The organism is Cypionkella sp. (assembly GCF_034376685.1).
Taxonomy (GTDB): Bacteria; Pseudomonadota; Alphaproteobacteria; order Rhodobacterales; family Rhodobacteraceae; genus Cypionkella.
Genome location: NZ_JAXMJJ010000023.1, coordinates 16,526 through 33,373, shown reverse-complemented (window position 1 = coordinate 33,373; position 16,848 = coordinate 16,526). Strand labels below are relative to the sequence as shown.

Sequence of the window (16,848 nt, the reverse complement as noted above, 5' to 3'; positions counted from 1 at the left end):
TCCGTCGGATGATGTTCAATAGTCCCATGTGGATCACTCCGTTGCCCCCGCCGCTCACCGCTTTGGGGGTAGGTTCACATGGCTCAGTTCTCAGTGAAAATTATGTGCCTAACCGGCTTAGTTCTGGGTGAAAATCAACAGATAGGTGCCAAAGCCAAGGAAACCAACGGTGCGAGCGGCTTCGGCGAAGGCGGCGGGATCGTGGTTCGACATGGCGATGTCGAACGCGGTGCCCAGCATGTGCTTGGAGGCCGGGGCACCGCCGACGGCACGATTGTGGATGGGACTGCGATAGCCGGGACGAACGATCAGCGGCTTGCCGAGACGGTTGCGTAGGGGCTGCAGCTTGTCCATCGCTTCGTCGTTGATCTTGATCGCGCCGGTACCGCGGCAGGCGATCTCTGCCGGGGAAAAGCTGGGCCAGCGCCAGGCGCTTTCGGGCACGTCACTGAAATGGGCATAGGTCGTGGTCGGCATGGTGGTCTCCACAAATGCAAAACCCGCCTCGGGGGCGGGTGGGGTGGGTCGGATGGTTGGCGATTTGTTCAGTCGGTGCGGCCGCGCTGGAAGGCTTCGAACATCACATCCCGCATGGCGCGGATGTCGGTCTCGATGCGCTCCAGCCGGTCGGCATCCGCCTTGCGGTCCTCGGCGCGCTGCCTGTCGATCCGCTCGCGCTCGAGGTGTAGCTCGCGGTCGAGGCGCTCCAGCATGGCCTAGTTGGTAAAGGCTTTGCGGGTGACGGTGGCGGCAATGGCGAGCGAGCCACCGACAAGCGCGGTGATGGCGGCGATCAGGCCGTTTTCGCGGAAGGCCTGGCCGACCTCCTGCAGGATAGTGGTGCGTTAGGTCATGATGATCCCTTCAATAATCGGTCTCAACCTAGAGGCCCGCGCAGTCGTAGGCGGCGGCGGTCGCGCCGGTGTTCAGGTAAAAGCGCGGCAAGAGGAACTGCGTGTTGGCAGGCAGATCGGTCGTGAGCTCGTCCTCGAAGATCGCCCCGCTGACTTCATCAACCAGCCTGACCCAGACCGAACTGCCGTTCGGTGGTGCCGCGATGAACAGCGTCAGCACGCCGCGGGTGGCCATGGCAAAAGGCGCGCCCATGTCGGTCAGGGTCCGCGCTCCGGTGCCGTCGTTCGTGACGAGCTGCCAGTTGGCATGTGTGCCGCGCTGGAAGCCGATGCCGACTGCGTTGATCACCGCAGCCAGCGTCAGCGTGGTTCCACCTGACCATTGGTGCGATCCACCACGATGGCATCAAAGAACGTCGACCCGTTCGAGCTGACCTTGAAGCTGAAGTTGTCGTTGCCCAGAAGGCCGATCAGGGCACGAGCGGAAAACCCGGTCTTGAAAGCGAAGGGGGCGTCATTCCCGGTCGCCGCCTTATTCACCGTCGCCTCGATCCCGGCACCTGCGTTGTTCAGAAGGACAGCCGGTGTGTTCATCGACAGGCGGATGGAGCTGTCGGCTGTCGCCGCGCCGAGGCCCAGCAGCTGCGCGGTCAGGTTCGCCTGCGGCATGCCGACTTGCGTAGACGCGTCCCTGCTCAACCAGAGAGGATCTTGAATGGGCTATGAAGCCTATTGTTGCCGGAGGTATCCAGCAGGAAACGCAAATGTTGCGGCGGCAGCTGGCATACTGCTGACGGGTTCAGCCGTGCATGGCAGGACCGGGAGGCGGGGCGGTTTGCCTTGCCACTTGGCGCAGGCTGTCCACCAGCCGGGTGGCGGCGGGCGACATCAGGTCATCGGCGCGCGTTGAAATGCCGATAGGACGCCGGGTGGACGGCAGCGGGATATGGAGTGCCACGATATCGCCTTCGCGGCTTTCCAGCGCGGCAAGCTGCGCGGGCCAGACGGCCAGATAATCGGTCTGCCGCAACAGCTGCCGCGTTGTCAGGAACGACACGGTTTCAACGGAGTGCACCGGCGGTTCCAGATTGGCGTCACGAAAGGCGGTCTCGATCTGGCGGCGCAATGTGGTGGTGTGGCCCGGCAAGATCCAGTCGCATGTCAGCAGATCTGCCAGTTGCAGGTCGGTGCGCAGGGCAAGCGGGTGATTGCGCCGTGCCACGATGCGGGCAAAATCATCCATCAGATGCTCTTGCCGCAGCCCGTCGCGGTCACGGAACTCTGGCAACCGCCCCAGCACCAGATCAAGCTCGCCCGACCGCAACGCGGGCATCAGAACATCGTTTGTCGCCTCCTCGACGCGGATCTCCAGGTTGGGCTGTCGCTGCCGCAACCGCATGATTGCCTCGGGCAGCAGGCCAGCAGAGCCAGCCAGCAACGTGCCGATTGTCACTTGCCCCGCCGTGCCGTCACGCAAATCTGCCATTTCTTGTTCAGCACGACCCACTTGCGCCAAGATCAGCCGGGCATGGGCCGCCAGCTTGGCGCCGAAAGCCGTGGCCACGACCCCGCGATTGGTGCGTAGGAACAGCGGCACGCCCATTTGCGCTTCGGCATCCTGCAGCGCCTTGGTCACGGCGGACTGGGTCATGTTCAGCGCTGTGGCGGCGCGCATCAGATTGCCCTCGGCCAGAATGACCGCGACGATGCGCAGGTGGCGCAGGCTAAGCCTGTGCGCAGATGAAGCTTGGGTCATGACCGTTGTGCTTTCTGGCGGGGTGGGCGACGGATGGAGTAGCGTTGATATTCCTATAGAGAATATACAAAGCCAATCAATTCATTTGTATTCATGTCGTTCACACTTCACCCTGACGCGAACCATATCGATCTGCCGAGGACCACATGCCTGACTATCCTGATCTTCAGCTTTATATCGGGGGCGCCTGGCGCAAGACCGGGCAGGGGTTGCCTGTGCTGAACCCTGCAACCGAAACGGTGATTGCTGAGCTTCCCGTGGTGCGGGCGCGAGATCTGGACGACGCATTGGAGGCAGCGGAGCGCGGATTTCGGACCTGGCGGGCCACCGCACCGCGCGATCGGGCTGCGGTGATCCTACGGGCCGCAGCACTGATGCGTGCCCGAGCTGACGAGATCGCCCATGCCATCACGCTGGAACATGGCAAGCCGTTGGCGCAAGCGCGGCTGGAAGTGATTCGCGGCTGTGAGTTCTTTGAATGGGATGCGGCCGAGGCGCAGCGGCTTTATGGGCGCGTGGTGCCGAGCGCCCCCGGCATCCGCTATCTGGTGATTCCGCAGCCGGTCGGCACGGTGGCCGCGTTCTCGCCGTGGAACTTCCCGATGAGCCAGCCTGCGCGCAAGATTGCAGGTGCGCTGGCGGCGGGATGCGCGATCATCATCAAGGCGGCCGAGGAAACCCCGGCAGGGGCGTTGCACATTGCCCGTGCCTTTCACGATGCGGGCCTGCCGGCCGGGGTGCTGAACCTTGTGTTCGGGGTACCCGCCGAGATTTCCGCGCATCTGATCCCGCATGCTCAGGTGCGGCTGGTGGCGTTTACCGGATCCACCTCGGTTGGGATTCATCTGACGGAAATGGCCGCGCGGTCGATGACTCCGGTGTTGATGGAACTGGGCGGCCATGCGCCGGTGATCGTGTGCGATGATGTGGACCCGCAAGCGGCAGGGGTGATGTCGGCTGTGCGCAAGGCACGCAATGCCGGGCAGGTCTGCACCTCGCCGACGCGGTTCTACGTGGATCAGGCCATCTTTGCACCCTTCGCTGCGGCCTTTGCCGCGCGTGCTGCTGCCGTTCCGATGGGCAACGGCTTGGTGCCGGGGATTGAAATGGGCCCGTTGGCCAATCATCGCCGGGTAGAGGCGGTTGCCGCGCTGGTTGATGATGCCCGTGCCAAGGGGGCACGTGTATTGACGGGTGGGGTGCGGCCAAAGGGGCCGGGGTATTTCTACCCCGTTACCGTGCTGGCTGATGTGCCCGACGATGCCCGCGTGATGCGTGAAGAGCCCTTCGGCCCGCTGGCGATCATCAATCCCACAGCGTCACTGGACGCGGCGATTGCCCGGGCCAATGCTCTGCCCTTCGGTTTGGCGGCCTATGCCATGACCCACCGGGCGGCGACGGTTGACCGGTTGATGAATGAGATCGAAGCGGGCAATCTGTCGATCAACACCTTGGAGGCATCGGTGGCTGAGGTGCCCTTTGGTGGGGTCAAGGCCAGCGGGCAAGGACGTGAAGGCGGGCTGGAAGGTATGCTGCACTATGTGGAAACCAGAACCATCTCGCATCGGATGGAGCTGGAAACCGAACCGACTGTTGCAGGAGCACAGCCATGAACTATGACCGCACCTCCGCCAAATCCCATGCCCGTGCCCATATGCGGGGTATTTGGGCCGCTGCCCTGATGCCCTTTGCCGAAGACCTGTCGATTGACGAAGGCGGCTTTCGGCAGAATATCGACCACTGGATTGAAGATCTTGGTATCGAAGGGTTCTTCATTGCGGGCAAGCAGGGCGAGTTCTTTGCCATGTCAGTCGAAGAACGCAAGCGCGCCTTTGATCTGGCGGTGTCGGCTTGCGCAGGGCGGGCGCAAACGATCATGTCATGCTCTGATCAGAACATGGATGTGGTGATAGATCTCGCCCGCCATGCTCAGGCCTGCGGTGCAGATTACATCGTGGTTCATGCGCCGATGCTGCACTTCTTCAAGCAGCAGGACGAAACCCTGTTGCGCTATTACGAAACGATAGCAAGCAAGGTTGATATTGGCATAGCACTCTGGTCACACCCTGACAGCGGATATCTGATGAGCCCGGCGCTGTGTAACCGCTTGGCTGATATCGAAAATGTGGTGGCGATCAAGTATTCGGTGCCGCGCCCGATGTATGCCGAGCTGACACGGCTGGCGGGAGATCGGATTCTGGTGTCCACCGCTTCGGAAGAGGAATGGCTGGACAATATCATCGAACTGGGCTGGCAGCTGTATCTATGCTCATCGCCGCCCTATCTGCTGCAAACCGCCGCTGATCGCCGGATGCGCGACTATACAGATGCGGCTTTTGCCGGGCAGTTTGACGTGGCGCGGGCGATCCGCGCATCACTGGATCCGGTGCGTCGGGCCCTGCGCGACACACGCCCGGACGAAAAACCGCATGCACATCAGAAGTACTGGCAGGGCTTGTTGGGCCAAGTCGGCGGCCATGTGCGCCCGCCCTGTCTGGAATTGACCGACGCCGAAAAAGCCCTGACCCGCGCCGCCTTTGATGCCTGCGGCCTGAAACTGTAAGGAAGCACTCATGTCACGCCTTGCCGCCTTTAACTTTGCGAAATGGATCGACGCGCACAAGCACCTGTTGAAGCCGCCTGTGGGCAATCAGATGGTGTTCAAAGACGCCGACCTGATGGTCACGGTCGTCGGCGGCCCCAACAAGCGCACTGATTACCATGATGATCCGGTGGAAGAGTTCTTTTATCAGCTGAAGGGCGATATGCTGCTGAAGCTGCACGATACCGTCAGTGGCGAATTCTATGATGTGCCGATCCGCGAGGGCGACATCTTTCTGTTGCCCGCCCATATCCGACATTCACCGCAACGTCCGCAGGAAGGCTCTATCGGTCTTGTGATCGAACCCGCCCGCCCCGAAGGCGCGCTGGACGCGGTGGAATGGTATTGTTTTGACTGCAATGCACGCGTTCACCGCGCCGAAGTGGATCTGGTCAGCATCGTCGATGATCTGCCGCCGCTCTACGCCGCTTTCTACGCCGATGAAAAACTGCGCACCTGCCAGAACTGTGGTGCATTGCACCCCGGTAAGGAACCTCCACCCGGATGGGTTGTGCTGTAAATCATTTGGGTTTGAAATATTCGTGCTTGAAATAGTTTGAGTTCTGTTTAGCGTAATCAAAAATGCCCGAAACGGGTGATCAACATGGGAGTCGACGATGAGACATCTATTGACTGCGGCCAGCCTGCTGGCACTGACAACCGCTGCCGCCCTGGCCGAACCGGTGAAGATCGGCATGATCACCACATTGTCCGGCCCACCCGGATATCTGGGTGAGCAGATCCGGGACGGGTTTCAACTGGCTGTCGAGATGGAAGGCGGCAAGTTGGGCGGCGTCGAGGTCGAGGTGGTGGTCGAGGATGACGGGTTGAAGCCCGGCAGTGGATTGCAGATCGCTGACAAATTCCTGAATGAAGAAGGTATCAAGCTGATCACGGGCATCGTGTTTTCCAACGTGGCTGGCGCGACGGTGCCAGAGATCGTGGACAGCGGCGCAATCTACATCAGCCCGAATGCGGCACCCTCCGGCCTTGCCGGGGCAGAGTGCAACCCGAACTATTTCGTCGTCAGCTGGCAGAATGATGCGCTGCACGAAGCATCGGGCACGGCGGCGAAAAAGCTGGGCTACACCACTGCTGTCGCCTTGGCACCAAACTATCAGGCAGGTCAGGACGCGATTGCCGGTTTCAAGCGCGAGTTCGGCGGCGAGGTGACGGAAATCTATACCGCACTGGATCAAACTGACTTTGCCCCCGAGATGGCGCAGATCCGCGCGGCGGCACCGGATGTGGTGTTCCAGTTCCATCCGGGCGGTCTGGGCATCACCTTCCTCAAGCAATATCAGCAGGCTGGTTTGTTGGGGCAGACGCCGATGGTTTTGTCGGAGCCGTCGCTGGATAGCGTCATTCTGGGCGCGGTCGGTGATGCGGCAATCGGCATCAAAGGCACCACCCACTGGGCTGCCGATTTCGACAATGCTGCGTCAAAAGCGATGGTGGCCGCTTGGGCCGAAAAATACCCAGACCGCCCGATGACCACCTACGCGCAGCAGGCGTATGATTCGGCAAAGCTGATCGCCTCGGCCTTTGCGGTAACCGGCGGGGTTGATGATATCGACGCGCTGCGCGCCGCTCTGAAGGACGCCAAGTTCGAGAGCACACGCGGCAATTTTGCTTTCGGTGCCAATCAGCATCCGGTGCAGGACTGGTTCCTGACCGAAGTCGTCGCGGGTGCGGATGGCAAACCCGAGATCGTCACGCGCGAAACGCTGCGTGAAGCGGTGGGCGATATCTACGCTGCTGATTGCAAAATGTAGTGCTTCAGGTGCGGGGTATTGTATCCCGCACCACAGCCAACACCTGATCCACTCCTGTGCACATGATCGGATGGGCAATGATCCTTATCCTTGAGCAGTTGCTGAACGGACTGCAATTCGGCGTCATGCTGTTTTTGCTGGCCGCAGGGCTGACCCTGATCTTCGGGATCATGGGCGTCATTAATCTGGCGCATGGCTCGCTTTATATGATCGGTGCCTATGCGGGCACTTGGGTTGCAGCGGAAACCGGCAGTTTCTGGCTGGGCATTCCGGCCGCGCTGATTGCCGCCGCGCTGACCGGGCTGATCATCGAGGCGGTGGTGATCCGCAGGCTGTATGCCCGTGATCACCTGGACCAAGTGCTGGCGACTTTTGGGCTGATCCTGATCTTCAATCAAAGCATCACGCTGCTGTTCGGACGCCAGCCGCTGTTTACCACGCTGCCCGACGCCTTTGCAGGATCCGTGGAGCTTCTTCCCGGCCTGCCCTACCCGACTTATCGGTTGCTGGTCATCGGAGTGGGGCTGCTGGTAGCGCTGGGGCTGTATCTGCTGATCAACCGCACGCGGATCGGCATGCTGGTGCGGGCGGGTGCTACCAACCGCGACATGGTGCGGGCCTTGGGGGTGGATATCCGGCTGCTGTATACGGTGGTGTTCGGATTAGGCGCGCTGCTGGCGGGGCTGGCGGGCATCATGGCGGCACCGATTCTGGCGGTGCAGGTCGGCATGGGCGAGCAGATTTTGCTGTCCACCTTCGTGGTGGTGGTGATTGGCGGCGTGGGTTCGATCCGCGGGGCCTTTGTGGCCGGGCTGTTTCTGGGTGTGGCCGATACCATGTTGCGCGCCTTTTTGCCTGGACTACTGCGGCAAGTGATGACGGGTTCCGAAGCCGATGCATTGGGCATCGGTATCGCCTCGATGGGGATCTATCTGCTTATGGTTATCGTGCTGCTGTTCCGGCCCAAGGGCCTTTTTGCGGTGGGGTCATGATGCGGCGCAACCGGATACTGGCGGGTCTGGGGCTGATTGTCCTGATCCTGATGCCCTTGCTGACGGATGCGCTGGGGCAGGCAAGCCTGCTGTCATTGGTCACGCGAGCGCTTATCTATGGCATTGCTGCTGCCAGCCTGAATCTGGTGCTGGGCTATGGCGGGATGGTCAGTTTCGGCCATGCGGCATTTTTCGGAATCGGCGGCTATGTCGTCGGGATACTGTATCAGCATTTCGATGCGGAAACGCTGTTTTTGGGGCTGATACCCGGTAGCAACCAGATGCTGGTCACGCTGCCCGCAGCCATGCTGGTGGGCGGGGTGCTGGCGGCTGCAATCGGCGCGCTGGCCCTACGCACCGGGGGCGTGCAGTTCATCATGATCACGATGGCCTTCGCGCAGATGCTGTTTTTCCTGTTCGTCTCTCTGAAAGTCTATGGCGGCGAGGATGGTATCATCATCCGTCGTAGCAATGATGTGCCGTTCCTGAACATGCGGGACAAGGCCACGCTGTATTGGGTTGTGCTGGCTGTGACGGTCGCCTTCTTTGCAGGGATGCGTCAGGTGATCAACTCCAGCTTTGGCGCGGTTCTGGCGGGCATTCGCCAAAACGAGCGGCGGATGGCAGCGCTGGGGGTTCCAGTGTTCCGCTACAAGCTTTACGCCTTCATTCTGTCGGGAATGGGCGCGGGGCTGGCCGGGGCGCTGATGGCCAACGCGCTGCGCTTTGCCAGCCCCGACATGATGCACTGGACCAAATCGGGCGAGCTGATGGTTATGGTCATTTTGGGCGGTGTCGGCACGTCGCTGGGTCCGTTCTTCGGCGCGGCCACGCTGCTGGTGTTGGAAAGCACGCTGTCGTCCTGGACCGAGCATTGGCAACTGGCGCTTGGCGCGATCTTGCTGGCCTTGGTGCTGGGAACCAAGGGCGGTGTGATGGCGGTGCTTGGGAAGTTGGGGGGCCGCAAATGACGGCGGTTCTGGAAATCGACGGTCTGCGCAAACGCTTTGGCGGGCTGACGGCGACCGATGGTGTATCGCTTGTGGTGCGGACGGGTGAGATCCACGCGCTGATCGGGCCGAATGGCGCGGGCAAATCGACGCTGATCAACCAGATCTGCGGCGAGCTGACCCCCGACGCGGGGCATATCCGCCTGATGGGCCGCGATGTGACGGCGGCTTGTGTCGCGGCGCGGGTGTCGCTAGGTCTGGGGCGCACGTTTCAGATCACCTCATTGCTGGAAGACATGACCGTGTTGCAGAATGTCGGCATGGCACTGCAAGCACGGGCGGGTGGTAACTTTCGCCTCTGGGACCGGGTGGCGAAACGGCGGGCGATCTGGGATGCAGCGGCGGGTATCATCGCCGATTGCCAGTTGCAGGGCCGCGAGGCGGCACTGGTCGCCGACCTGTCGCATGGCGAGAAGAAGCAGCTGGAACTGCTGATGGCGATGGGGCTGCAACCCAAAGTGATGCTGCTGGACGAACCGATGGCCGGGCTTGGCCATCTGGAAAGCCAGACGATGATTGTGCAGCTGCGCGCCCTGCGCCAGCATACCGCGATCCTGCTGGTGGAACATGACATGGAGGCGGTCTTTGCCTTGGCCGACCGCATTTCTGTGCTGGTCTACGGCCGGATCATCGCGCAGGGCTCGGTGGAAGAGATCCGCAATGACCCTGCCGTGCGCGAGGCCTATCTGGGTGCGGAGGACGAGCTATGCTGACATTGCGCAACGTCTCAGCCGCCTATGGTGCCAGCCGCGTGCTGTTCGATGTGGCGTTCGATCTGCGCGAGGGCGAGGTGGTGACCCTGCTGGGCCGCAACGGCATGGGCAAGACCACCACCATCCGCTGCGTCATGGGGCTGCTGGCCCCGGCCGGGGGAGAGATTAGCTTTCAGGGTCAACAGATTGCGGGCTGGGCACCCGAACATATCGCGCGGCTCGGCGCGGGGTTGGTGCCCGAGGGGCGGCAGATCTTCCACACGCTGACGGTGCGGGAGAATCTGGTTGCCACCGCGGCAAACCGCAGCGGACGGCCCGCCCCCTGGACGCTGGAGCGCATATACGCGCTGTTTCCCCGGCTCAGCGAACGGCAAGGCCAGATGGCTGGCACACTTTCTGGAGGAGAGCAGCAGATGCTGGCGGTGGGCCGTGCGCTGATGACGAACCCCAGCCTGCTGATTCTGGACGAAGCCACTGAAGGTCTGGCCCCGGTGATCCGCACCGAAATCTGGCATGTGATCGAGCGATTGAAGGCCGAGGGTCAGTCGATCCTGCTGATCGACAAGAACCTCGCGGTGCTGAAACGGCTGGCCGACCGCCACTATATCATCGAACGCGGCCGCACGGTCTGGAGCGGCGAGCGCGCGGACCTAGAGCGGGATGCAGCAGAGGTGCAACGCTATGTCGGGGTCTGAACTGCGGTTGGTGCTGATCGGCTGGGGTGCGATCAGCCGCCGTGTCGCCGCCTTGCTGAGCGAACGGCGCGCGGCAGTGCGGATTGTGGGGGTGGGTCTGCGCGACGCTGCGCGCGCGCAGGATCTGCCGCAGAGTGCTGAGGTGCTGTCCGATCCCGCCACACTGGCAAGCATAGCCGCCGATCTGGTGGTCGAGGCGGCGGGGCGTGGCAGCGTGACGAGCTGGGGACGCGCGGCCTTGGGTGCCGGTTGTGACTTTGCGGTGTCATCAACGTCGGCCTTTGTGGACGAGGCGTTGTTTGCCGAACTGCTGGCATTGGCGCAGGCTCGGGGTGCACAACTGATCATCCCGCCAGGGGCGCTCGGCGGAATGGATGCGCTATCCGCCGCAGCACGCCTGCCGCTGGATACGGTATGCCACCAGATCATCAAACCGCCTGCGGCCTGGTATGGCACCGGTGCCGAGGTGCTGTGTGATCTGGCTGGCCTTTCAGCGCCCGTCACCTTTTATGAAGGTTCTGCCCGCGACGCGGCGGATGCCTTTGCGCAGAATGCCAATGTGGCGGTTATCTCGGCGCTTGCGGGCATCGGACTGGACCGCACGCAAGTCGCGCTTGTCGCCGACCCCAGCGCCGTGCTGAACAGTCACATCGTGACGGCGGAGGGTGAGTTCGGGCGGATGGCGATCCGGCTGGACAACCGACCGCTGGCGACAAATCCGAAATCATCCGAGATGACAGCGCTTTCACTTGTGCGCCTGATCGAAACCCGCACAGGAGGGCTGGTGATATGAATATCGCAGCCGAAGCCGATTGGCCGCGCGCGCAACTGGATGCCGATTACCGGGCACGCGACAGTTGTTCGGTGGCAGAGTTCGAACAAACAATTGCAAATTATCTGGCGCGGTCGAAAGCCACACATGATCTGCCCCATAGCCGCCGGGACGTGGTGTTCGACGCGGAAACTGGGCTGGCACTGGACTTGTTCGGCACTGTGCCGGGCGAGCTGCGACCCTTGGTGATTTTTATTCACGGCGGCTACTGGCGTGCCTTGAGCAAGGAGCATTCAGCCTTTCTCGCGCCGATGCTTGCAGCCCATGGCATTGCCTGCGCCGCCCCTGATTACCGTCTGGCTCCTGCTGCGCGCATGGCCGACATCGTGGGGGACACCCGCCGCGCGCTGGCCCATCTGTGGCACCATGCCGACACGCTGGGCATCGACAGACGGCGCATTCTGGTCACCGGGTCATCCGCTGGCGGGCACCTGGCCGCGACGTTGTTGCAGGCCGGTTGGCAAGCCGAGTTGGGCCTGCCCGAACAGCCGGTCGCCGCCGCCCTGCCTATCAGCGGTCTGTTCGATCTGGCACCGGTCGCGGCCAGTCATGTACAGGACTGGATGCAATTCTCGCCTGATGAAATCGCAAATTTCAGCCCGCTGCGACACCTTCCTCATCCTATCCCTCGGCTGACTGTGGTGGCGGCCGAACGTGAAACCCCCGGCTTTCACCGCCAAAGCGCAGCCTATGCCAAGGCCCTTGGCGTGCCCTATCTGCTGGGGGCGGGGCGGCACCATTTTGACGTGGTGTTCGATCTGGCCGATGCCGACCACCCGCTGGGTCAAGCGCTGTTGCGGCTTGCACGGGGCTGAGCGCGGCGGTCCGCCAAAAATTCGAGACGTGAGGCGTCGAGAACGGTGCCGGAGATGAGAAAAAAGTGCAAGCCTACTGGTAGGCACGGGAGCCGGCTGCCGGGCGGCTTCCACGAGCCAGTCATTCGATCTTACTACAGCGTATTCGGCGGTCAATGTCGGCGATGCGGACTTAGTTGCAGTTCGCTTCGCTTGATCGACGAACAATCGGCACTCTATGGGCAGTAGCGGGGCTTTAAAAGTGAGAGGGATTGGTGGGGCACAAACGCAAAACCTCAAAACAAGGCTCAGGGGCTTCTGCGAGCCGAGCCATGCTTGACGTACCAATCGGAAGCGCGATGGTCTGGTCAAAAAGCTCTCGTTGACTCGACGAGAGGAGGACCGGCGAGATATCCACGACAGCCATCATGCGATCAACTCAGTGCACTCCGATGGTTTCCACACTTCTTCCGCACTCGCCCGATAGCCGCCTACGCGCAAAGCGGGAAAATGATATGTCTTGGCAGCTCTGGATTGCGGGCTTACGAATTGACTTGTTGGTCAAGATTCGGGCTAAATCCCAGTTGCGACAAATCGAACTGGTTGTTGGGGGCTTTTTGAAACTCTTTCGGCCAATCAGTGTTAGGGAGGAACATGCCTTATGAAAACTGTATCTCTGTGGGTTGCCGGGCTGATAGCGTTGCCAATGGCAGCACAGGCCCAGACCGAGATTTCCTGGTGGCACGCGATGAGCGGCGCAAACGGCGAAGTCGTCGAGAAAATCGCCAGTGATTTCAACGCCAGCCAGTCTGAATATGTGGTGAAGCCCGTGTTCAAAGGCACTTATCCTGAGACGTTGAACGCAGGTATTGCGGCGTTTCGCGCGGGGCAATCCCCCGACATCATGCAGGTGTTTGACGTTGGCACGGGCGTGATGATGGGCGCACAAGGCGCGATCAAGCCTGTGGCCGAAGTGCTGACGGAAGGCGGTTTCGCCTTTGATAAAAGCCAGTATCTGGCGGGCATCGTCGGCTATTATTCCAGCCCTGAAGGCGAGATGCTGTCCTTCCCCTACAACTCTTCTTCGCCGATCCTGTATTACAACAAGGATATTTTCGAGAAAGCGGGACTGGATGTGAACACCCCGCCGAAAACCTGGGCTGAGGTCTGGGCGGCTGCACGCAAGATCAAGGAAAGTGGCGCTGCTACCTGCGGGTACACCTCGACTTGGCTGACCTGGATTCACACCGAAAACTTCGCCGCCTGGAACAATGTGTCTTGGGCCACCAATGAAAACGGATTGGCCGGAACGCCGGAACTGAAAATTGACTCCCCTTTGTTTATCAAGCATTTCCAAGAGCTTGCCGACCTGTCGAAAGAAGGCGTGTTTGTTTATGGCGGACGCACATCGGAAGCCAAGCAAAACTTTACCTCGGGTGAATGCGGTATTCTGACCGAAAGCTCGGGCGGTTTGGGCGACATCGTGAAATCCGGCATGAACTACGGCATCGGGCAACTTCCCTATGACGAAACCGCGGAAGGTGCACCGCAGAACACCACGCCCGGCGGTGCTTCGCTTTGGGTGATGGCTGGCAAGTCACCTGAGAGCTACAAGGGTGTTGCGACATTCTTCAATTACCTGTCGCAAACTCCGGTGCAGCAGTTCCTGCACGAGCAATCCGGCTACCTGCCGGTGACCAACGCGGCCTATGAGGCGACCAAAGCTTCGGGCTTTTACGACACAAACCCGGCGCGTGAGACTCCTATTCTGCAAATGTCGGGCAAGGCACCGACCGAAAACTCGAAGGGTGTGCGCGCGCCAAACTTGCCGCAATTGCGCGACATTCAGAACGAGGAATATGAAAAGATGCTGGCCGGTCAACAGACTGCCGAACAGGCGCTGAAGAACGCGGTAGAGCGTGGCAATGCCGCGATCAAAGAAGCATCGGGCGGCTGATCCTGTTGCACAGGCGCGCGCACCCAATCTGCGCGCGCCACCGTATTTGTAACGAGGATCAAATATGAACCGGACAGTGTTCCCGCATAAGCTGTTGCCCTGGCTGCTGGTGATGCCGCAGCTTGCGATCACGATCATCTTTTTCTATTGGCCCGCAGCGCAGGCATTTCGGCAATCCATGCTGAAAGAAGATGCCTTTGGCCTGAGCACAACTTTTGTCGGTCTTGCGAACTTCAAAAAGGTGCTGAGCGATCCGAACTATGTGAACGCCATGCTGGTGACCGTGGTTTTCTCGGTGCTCGTGGCGTTCTTCGCGATGTCGATTGCTCTGTTTCTTGCGGTGCAGGCCGAGAAGATCGGCCGCGGCAAAGGCTTCTACCGTACCTTGATGATCTGGCCCTATGCCGTAGCCCCCGCCATCGCCGGGATGCTGTGGTTGTTCATGTTCAACCCATCTTTCGGCACTTTGGCTTGGCCTCTGCGTCAGCTTGGTATCGCATGGAATCCGCTGCTTGACGGCGATCAGGCGATGGCCTTGGTGGTCGCGGCCTCCACCTGGAAGCAAATCAGCTACAACTTCCTGTTTTTCGTCGCAGGCTTGCAGGCCATTCCGCGATCGCTGCTGGAGGCCGCCGCTGTTGATGGTGCAAGCCGCCGCCATGCGTACTGGACCATCGTATTCCCCCTACTTGCCCCTACCACCTTCTTCCTGCTGGTTGTGAACACGGTTTACGCGCTGTTCGATACCTTCGGCATCATCCACGCCGTCACGGGGGGCGGCCCCGGCAAAGCAACCGAGACACTGGTCTACAAAGTTTACAACGACGGTTTCGTGAACCTGATCATGGGCGACTCTGCTGCGCAATCGGTGATCCTGATGGTGATCGTCATCGGGCTGACTGCCTTCCAATTCCGCTTCATCGAGCGCAGGGTGCATTATGGCTGATACATCTGACGGCCCCCTTGCGGCTCGCGCGGCGACCAGAACGCTGGCCCATCTCTGGATGATCCTGGGCGTCATCATCGTGGCGTTTCCGATCTACTATGTCGTGATAGCCTCGACCCACAGCACGCAGACCATCCTGCGCCCGCCGCTGCCGCTTTTGCCCGGCGCAGATGCTGTTTCGAACTACAGCGATGCGTTCTCGGGCGGCATCAGCAAAATGGGCGGCGTCAGCCTGTGGCGGCTTTTGGGCAATACCACACTGATCGCGTTCGGCATCGCCATTGGCAAAATTGTCATCTCGATGGCCTCGGCCTATGCGATTGTATACTTCCGTTTCCCCCTGCGGATGGTGTGCTTTTGGGTGATTTTCATCACTCTGATGCTGCCCATCGAAGTGCGCATTCAGCCCACCTACAAAGTCATGGTCGATCTGGGCCTGATTGACACCTACCCCGGTCTGATCTTGCCGCTGATCGCCTCGGCCACGGCGACGTTGTTGTTTCGGCAGTTCTTCATGACCGTTCCGCACGAGCTGCTGGAAGCTGCCCGGGTCGATGGCGCAGGCCCGTGGCGGTTCTTCAAGGATATCCTTTGGCCGCTGTCTTTAACCAATGTGGCGGCGATCTTTGTGATCCAGTTCATTTACGGCTGGACGCAGTATCTCTGGCCATTGTTGGTGACAAATTCGAATGAAATGAACACCATCGTGATCGCGCTGAAGAAGATGATCTCTTTCGCTGATGCGGATACGCCGTGGAGTCTCGTTATGGTCACGTCGGTATTGGCAATCCTGCCACCGATCCTTGTGGTGGTGTTTATGCAGCGTTGGTTCGTGAAGGGCCTAGTCGAGACGGAGAAGTAGATGGCGCGTATCCTGTTAAATGACCTGCGTAAAAGCTATGCCGCGCAAGAGGTTATTCATGGTGTCAGCATGGATATTGCTGACGGTGAATTCGTGGTGATCGTCGGCCCTTCGGGGTGTGGAAAATCCACGCTGCTGCGCATGGTGGCGGGGCTGGAAGGCATCACGGCGGGCACGATCGACATCGGTGGCCGCGTTGTGAATGACCTAGAGCCGCGCGAGCGCGACATTGCAATGGTGTTCCAGAACTATGCGCTTTACCCCCATATGAGCGTGCGCGAGAACATGGCCTATGGACTGAAAATCTCGAAAATGCCGAAGGCCGAGATTGAGGAACGCGTCGCCCGTGCCGCCACGATGCTGGAGCTGGAGCCCTATCTTGATCGCAAACCCCGCGCATTGTCTGGCGGTCAACGTCAGCGCGTTGCAATGGGCCGGGCGCTGGTGCGCGAGCCTTCGGCATTGCTGCTGGATGAGCCGCTGTCAAACCTTGATGCGAAACTTCGGGTGCAAATGCGCCTGCAAATCAAAGAGATGCACCTGCGCATTGGCCAGACCACGCTTTATGTGACCCATGATCAGGTCGAGGCAATGACGCTGGCGGATCGGCTGCTGGTGATGAACAAAGGCGTAGCCGAGCAGATCGCCACACCATTGGAAGTCTACAAAACGCCTGCCAGCGAATTTGTAGCAGGCTTCATCGGCTCGCCTGCGATGAACATTTTCACCATCCGTGCCGAGGCTGGAGTCGCAATCTTGCCGGGCGGCCACAAACTGGCGATAGCCGGAATACCAGCCAGTGGTGAGATGCGCTTGGGTCTGCGCCCCGAAGATCTGGAACTCACCAGCGCCGATACTCCCTCGATCCCGATTGATTTGCGCTCGGTCGAACACTTGGGGGCTGATACCTTCGGCTATGGTGTTATTCCCGGCTCCGAAATCCTGATGACGCTGCGCCTGCCGGGAGCATCGACCGCGCAGCGCGGTGACCGCCTGCACGTTGCCCCACTTCCTGATCGTTTACACCTGTTCTCTATCGAGACAGGCAGACGCATTTAAT

Annotated in this window: 16 protein-coding genes and 2 pseudogenes; 14 read left to right on the top strand and 4 right to left on the bottom strand. The window is 60.6% G+C overall.

Going from position 1 to position 16,848, the window contains the following annotated elements:
• Positions 1-141: 141 nt before the first annotated feature.
• The 4 genes and pseudogenes from U1A24_RS05205 to U1A24_RS05190 form a co-directional block, all read right to left on the bottom strand.
• A pseudogene (locus U1A24_RS05205) lies at positions 142-477 on the bottom strand (D-Ala-D-Ala carboxypeptidase family metallohydrolase); the annotation flags it as partial.
• Between the two features lie 68 nt (positions 478-545).
• Positions 546-713, bottom strand: a complete 168-nt coding sequence (locus tag U1A24_RS05200; protein WP_322320914.1) for a hypothetical protein — start codon at positions 711-713, stop codon at positions 546-548.
• 169 nt (positions 714-882) lie between these two features.
• Positions 883-1,571 (bottom strand): annotated as a pseudogene (locus U1A24_RS05195) (DUF2793 domain-containing protein); the annotation flags it as partial.
• Positions 1,572-1,653: 82 nt separating this feature from the next.
• On the bottom strand, positions 1,654-2,610 hold the full coding sequence (locus tag U1A24_RS05190; protein WP_322320913.1) for a LysR family transcriptional regulator: 957 nt from the start codon (positions 2,608-2,610) through the stop codon (positions 1,654-1,656).
• A 146-nt stretch (positions 2,611-2,756) separates the two neighbouring features.
• Between U1A24_RS05190 and U1A24_RS05185 the strand changes: the two genes are divergently transcribed.
• From U1A24_RS05185 to ugpC, 14 genes are all read left to right on the top strand, one after another.
• Positions 2,757-4,223, top strand: a complete 1,467-nt coding sequence (locus tag U1A24_RS05185) for an NAD-dependent succinate-semialdehyde dehydrogenase (protein ID WP_322320912.1) — start codon at positions 2,757-2,759, stop codon at positions 4,221-4,223.
• Positions 4,220-5,173, top strand: coding sequence for a dihydrodipicolinate synthase family protein (locus tag U1A24_RS05180; RefSeq protein ID WP_322320911.1), 954 nt, complete (start codon positions 4,220-4,222; stop codon positions 5,171-5,173). The genes U1A24_RS05185 and U1A24_RS05180 overlap by 4 nt, the downstream gene beginning before the upstream one ends.
• 10 nt (positions 5,174-5,183) lie before the next feature.
• On the top strand, positions 5,184-5,732 hold the full coding sequence (locus tag U1A24_RS05175) for a 3-hydroxyanthranilate 3,4-dioxygenase (protein ID WP_322320910.1): 549 nt from the start codon (positions 5,184-5,186) through the stop codon (positions 5,730-5,732).
• A 97-nt stretch (positions 5,733-5,829) separates the two neighbouring features.
• A complete protein-coding gene (locus U1A24_RS05170) occupies positions 5,830-6,987 on the top strand; it encodes an ABC transporter substrate-binding protein (protein ID WP_322320909.1) in 1,158 nt (385 codons plus the stop codon).
• Between the two features lie 77 nt (positions 6,988-7,064).
• A complete protein-coding gene (locus tag U1A24_RS05165; protein ID WP_322320908.1) occupies positions 7,065-7,979 on the top strand; it encodes a branched-chain amino acid ABC transporter permease in 915 nt (304 codons plus the stop codon).
• The gene (locus tag U1A24_RS05160) at positions 7,976-8,950 is read left to right on the top strand and encodes a branched-chain amino acid ABC transporter permease (RefSeq protein ID WP_322320907.1); all 975 of its coding nucleotides are present in this window, start codon (positions 7,976-7,978) and stop codon (positions 8,948-8,950) included. Before U1A24_RS05165 ends, U1A24_RS05160 begins: the two co-directional genes overlap by 4 nt.
• The gene (locus U1A24_RS05155; RefSeq protein ID WP_322320906.1) at positions 8,947-9,702 is read left to right on the top strand and encodes an ABC transporter ATP-binding protein; all 756 of its coding nucleotides are present in this window, start codon (positions 8,947-8,949) and stop codon (positions 9,700-9,702) included. The genes U1A24_RS05160 and U1A24_RS05155 overlap by 4 nt, the downstream gene beginning before the upstream one ends.
• Positions 9,696-10,397 (top strand): ABC transporter ATP-binding protein, encoded by a 702-nt coding sequence (locus U1A24_RS05150; RefSeq protein ID WP_322320905.1) that lies wholly within the window; start codon positions 9,696-9,698, stop codon positions 10,395-10,397. The genes U1A24_RS05155 and U1A24_RS05150 overlap by 7 nt, the downstream gene beginning before the upstream one ends.
• Entirely contained in the window at positions 10,384-11,190 is an 807-nt protein-coding gene (locus U1A24_RS05145; RefSeq protein WP_322320904.1) for an aspartate dehydrogenase, read from the top strand. The genes U1A24_RS05150 and U1A24_RS05145 overlap by 14 nt, the downstream gene beginning before the upstream one ends.
• Positions 11,187-12,044 carry an alpha/beta hydrolase gene (locus U1A24_RS05140; RefSeq protein WP_322320903.1) on the top strand — a complete coding sequence of 286 codons (858 nt, stop codon included), beginning with the start codon at positions 11,187-11,189 and terminating at the stop codon, positions 12,042-12,044. Before U1A24_RS05145 ends, U1A24_RS05140 begins: the two co-directional genes overlap by 4 nt.
• 640 nt (positions 12,045-12,684) lie before the next feature.
• Positions 12,685-13,980 (top strand): sn-glycerol-3-phosphate ABC transporter substrate-binding protein UgpB, encoded by a 1,296-nt coding sequence (gene ugpB / locus U1A24_RS05135; RefSeq protein ID WP_322320902.1) that lies wholly within the window; start codon positions 12,685-12,687, stop codon positions 13,978-13,980.
• A gap of 64 nt (positions 13,981-14,044) precedes the next feature.
• Positions 14,045-14,926 carry a sn-glycerol-3-phosphate ABC transporter permease UgpA gene (gene ugpA / locus U1A24_RS05130; RefSeq protein ID WP_322320901.1) on the top strand — a complete coding sequence of 294 codons (882 nt, stop codon included), beginning with the start codon at positions 14,045-14,047 and terminating at the stop codon, positions 14,924-14,926.
• Positions 14,919-15,788 (top strand): sn-glycerol-3-phosphate ABC transporter permease UgpE, encoded by an 870-nt coding sequence (gene ugpE, locus U1A24_RS05125; RefSeq protein WP_322320900.1) that lies wholly within the window; start codon positions 14,919-14,921, stop codon positions 15,786-15,788. Before ugpA ends, ugpE begins: the two co-directional genes overlap by 8 nt.
• The gene (ugpC, locus tag U1A24_RS05120; protein ID WP_322320899.1) at positions 15,789-16,847 is read left to right on the top strand and encodes a sn-glycerol-3-phosphate ABC transporter ATP-binding protein UgpC; all 1,059 of its coding nucleotides are present in this window, start codon (positions 15,789-15,791) and stop codon (positions 16,845-16,847) included.
• Position 16,848 lies beyond the last annotated feature (1 nt).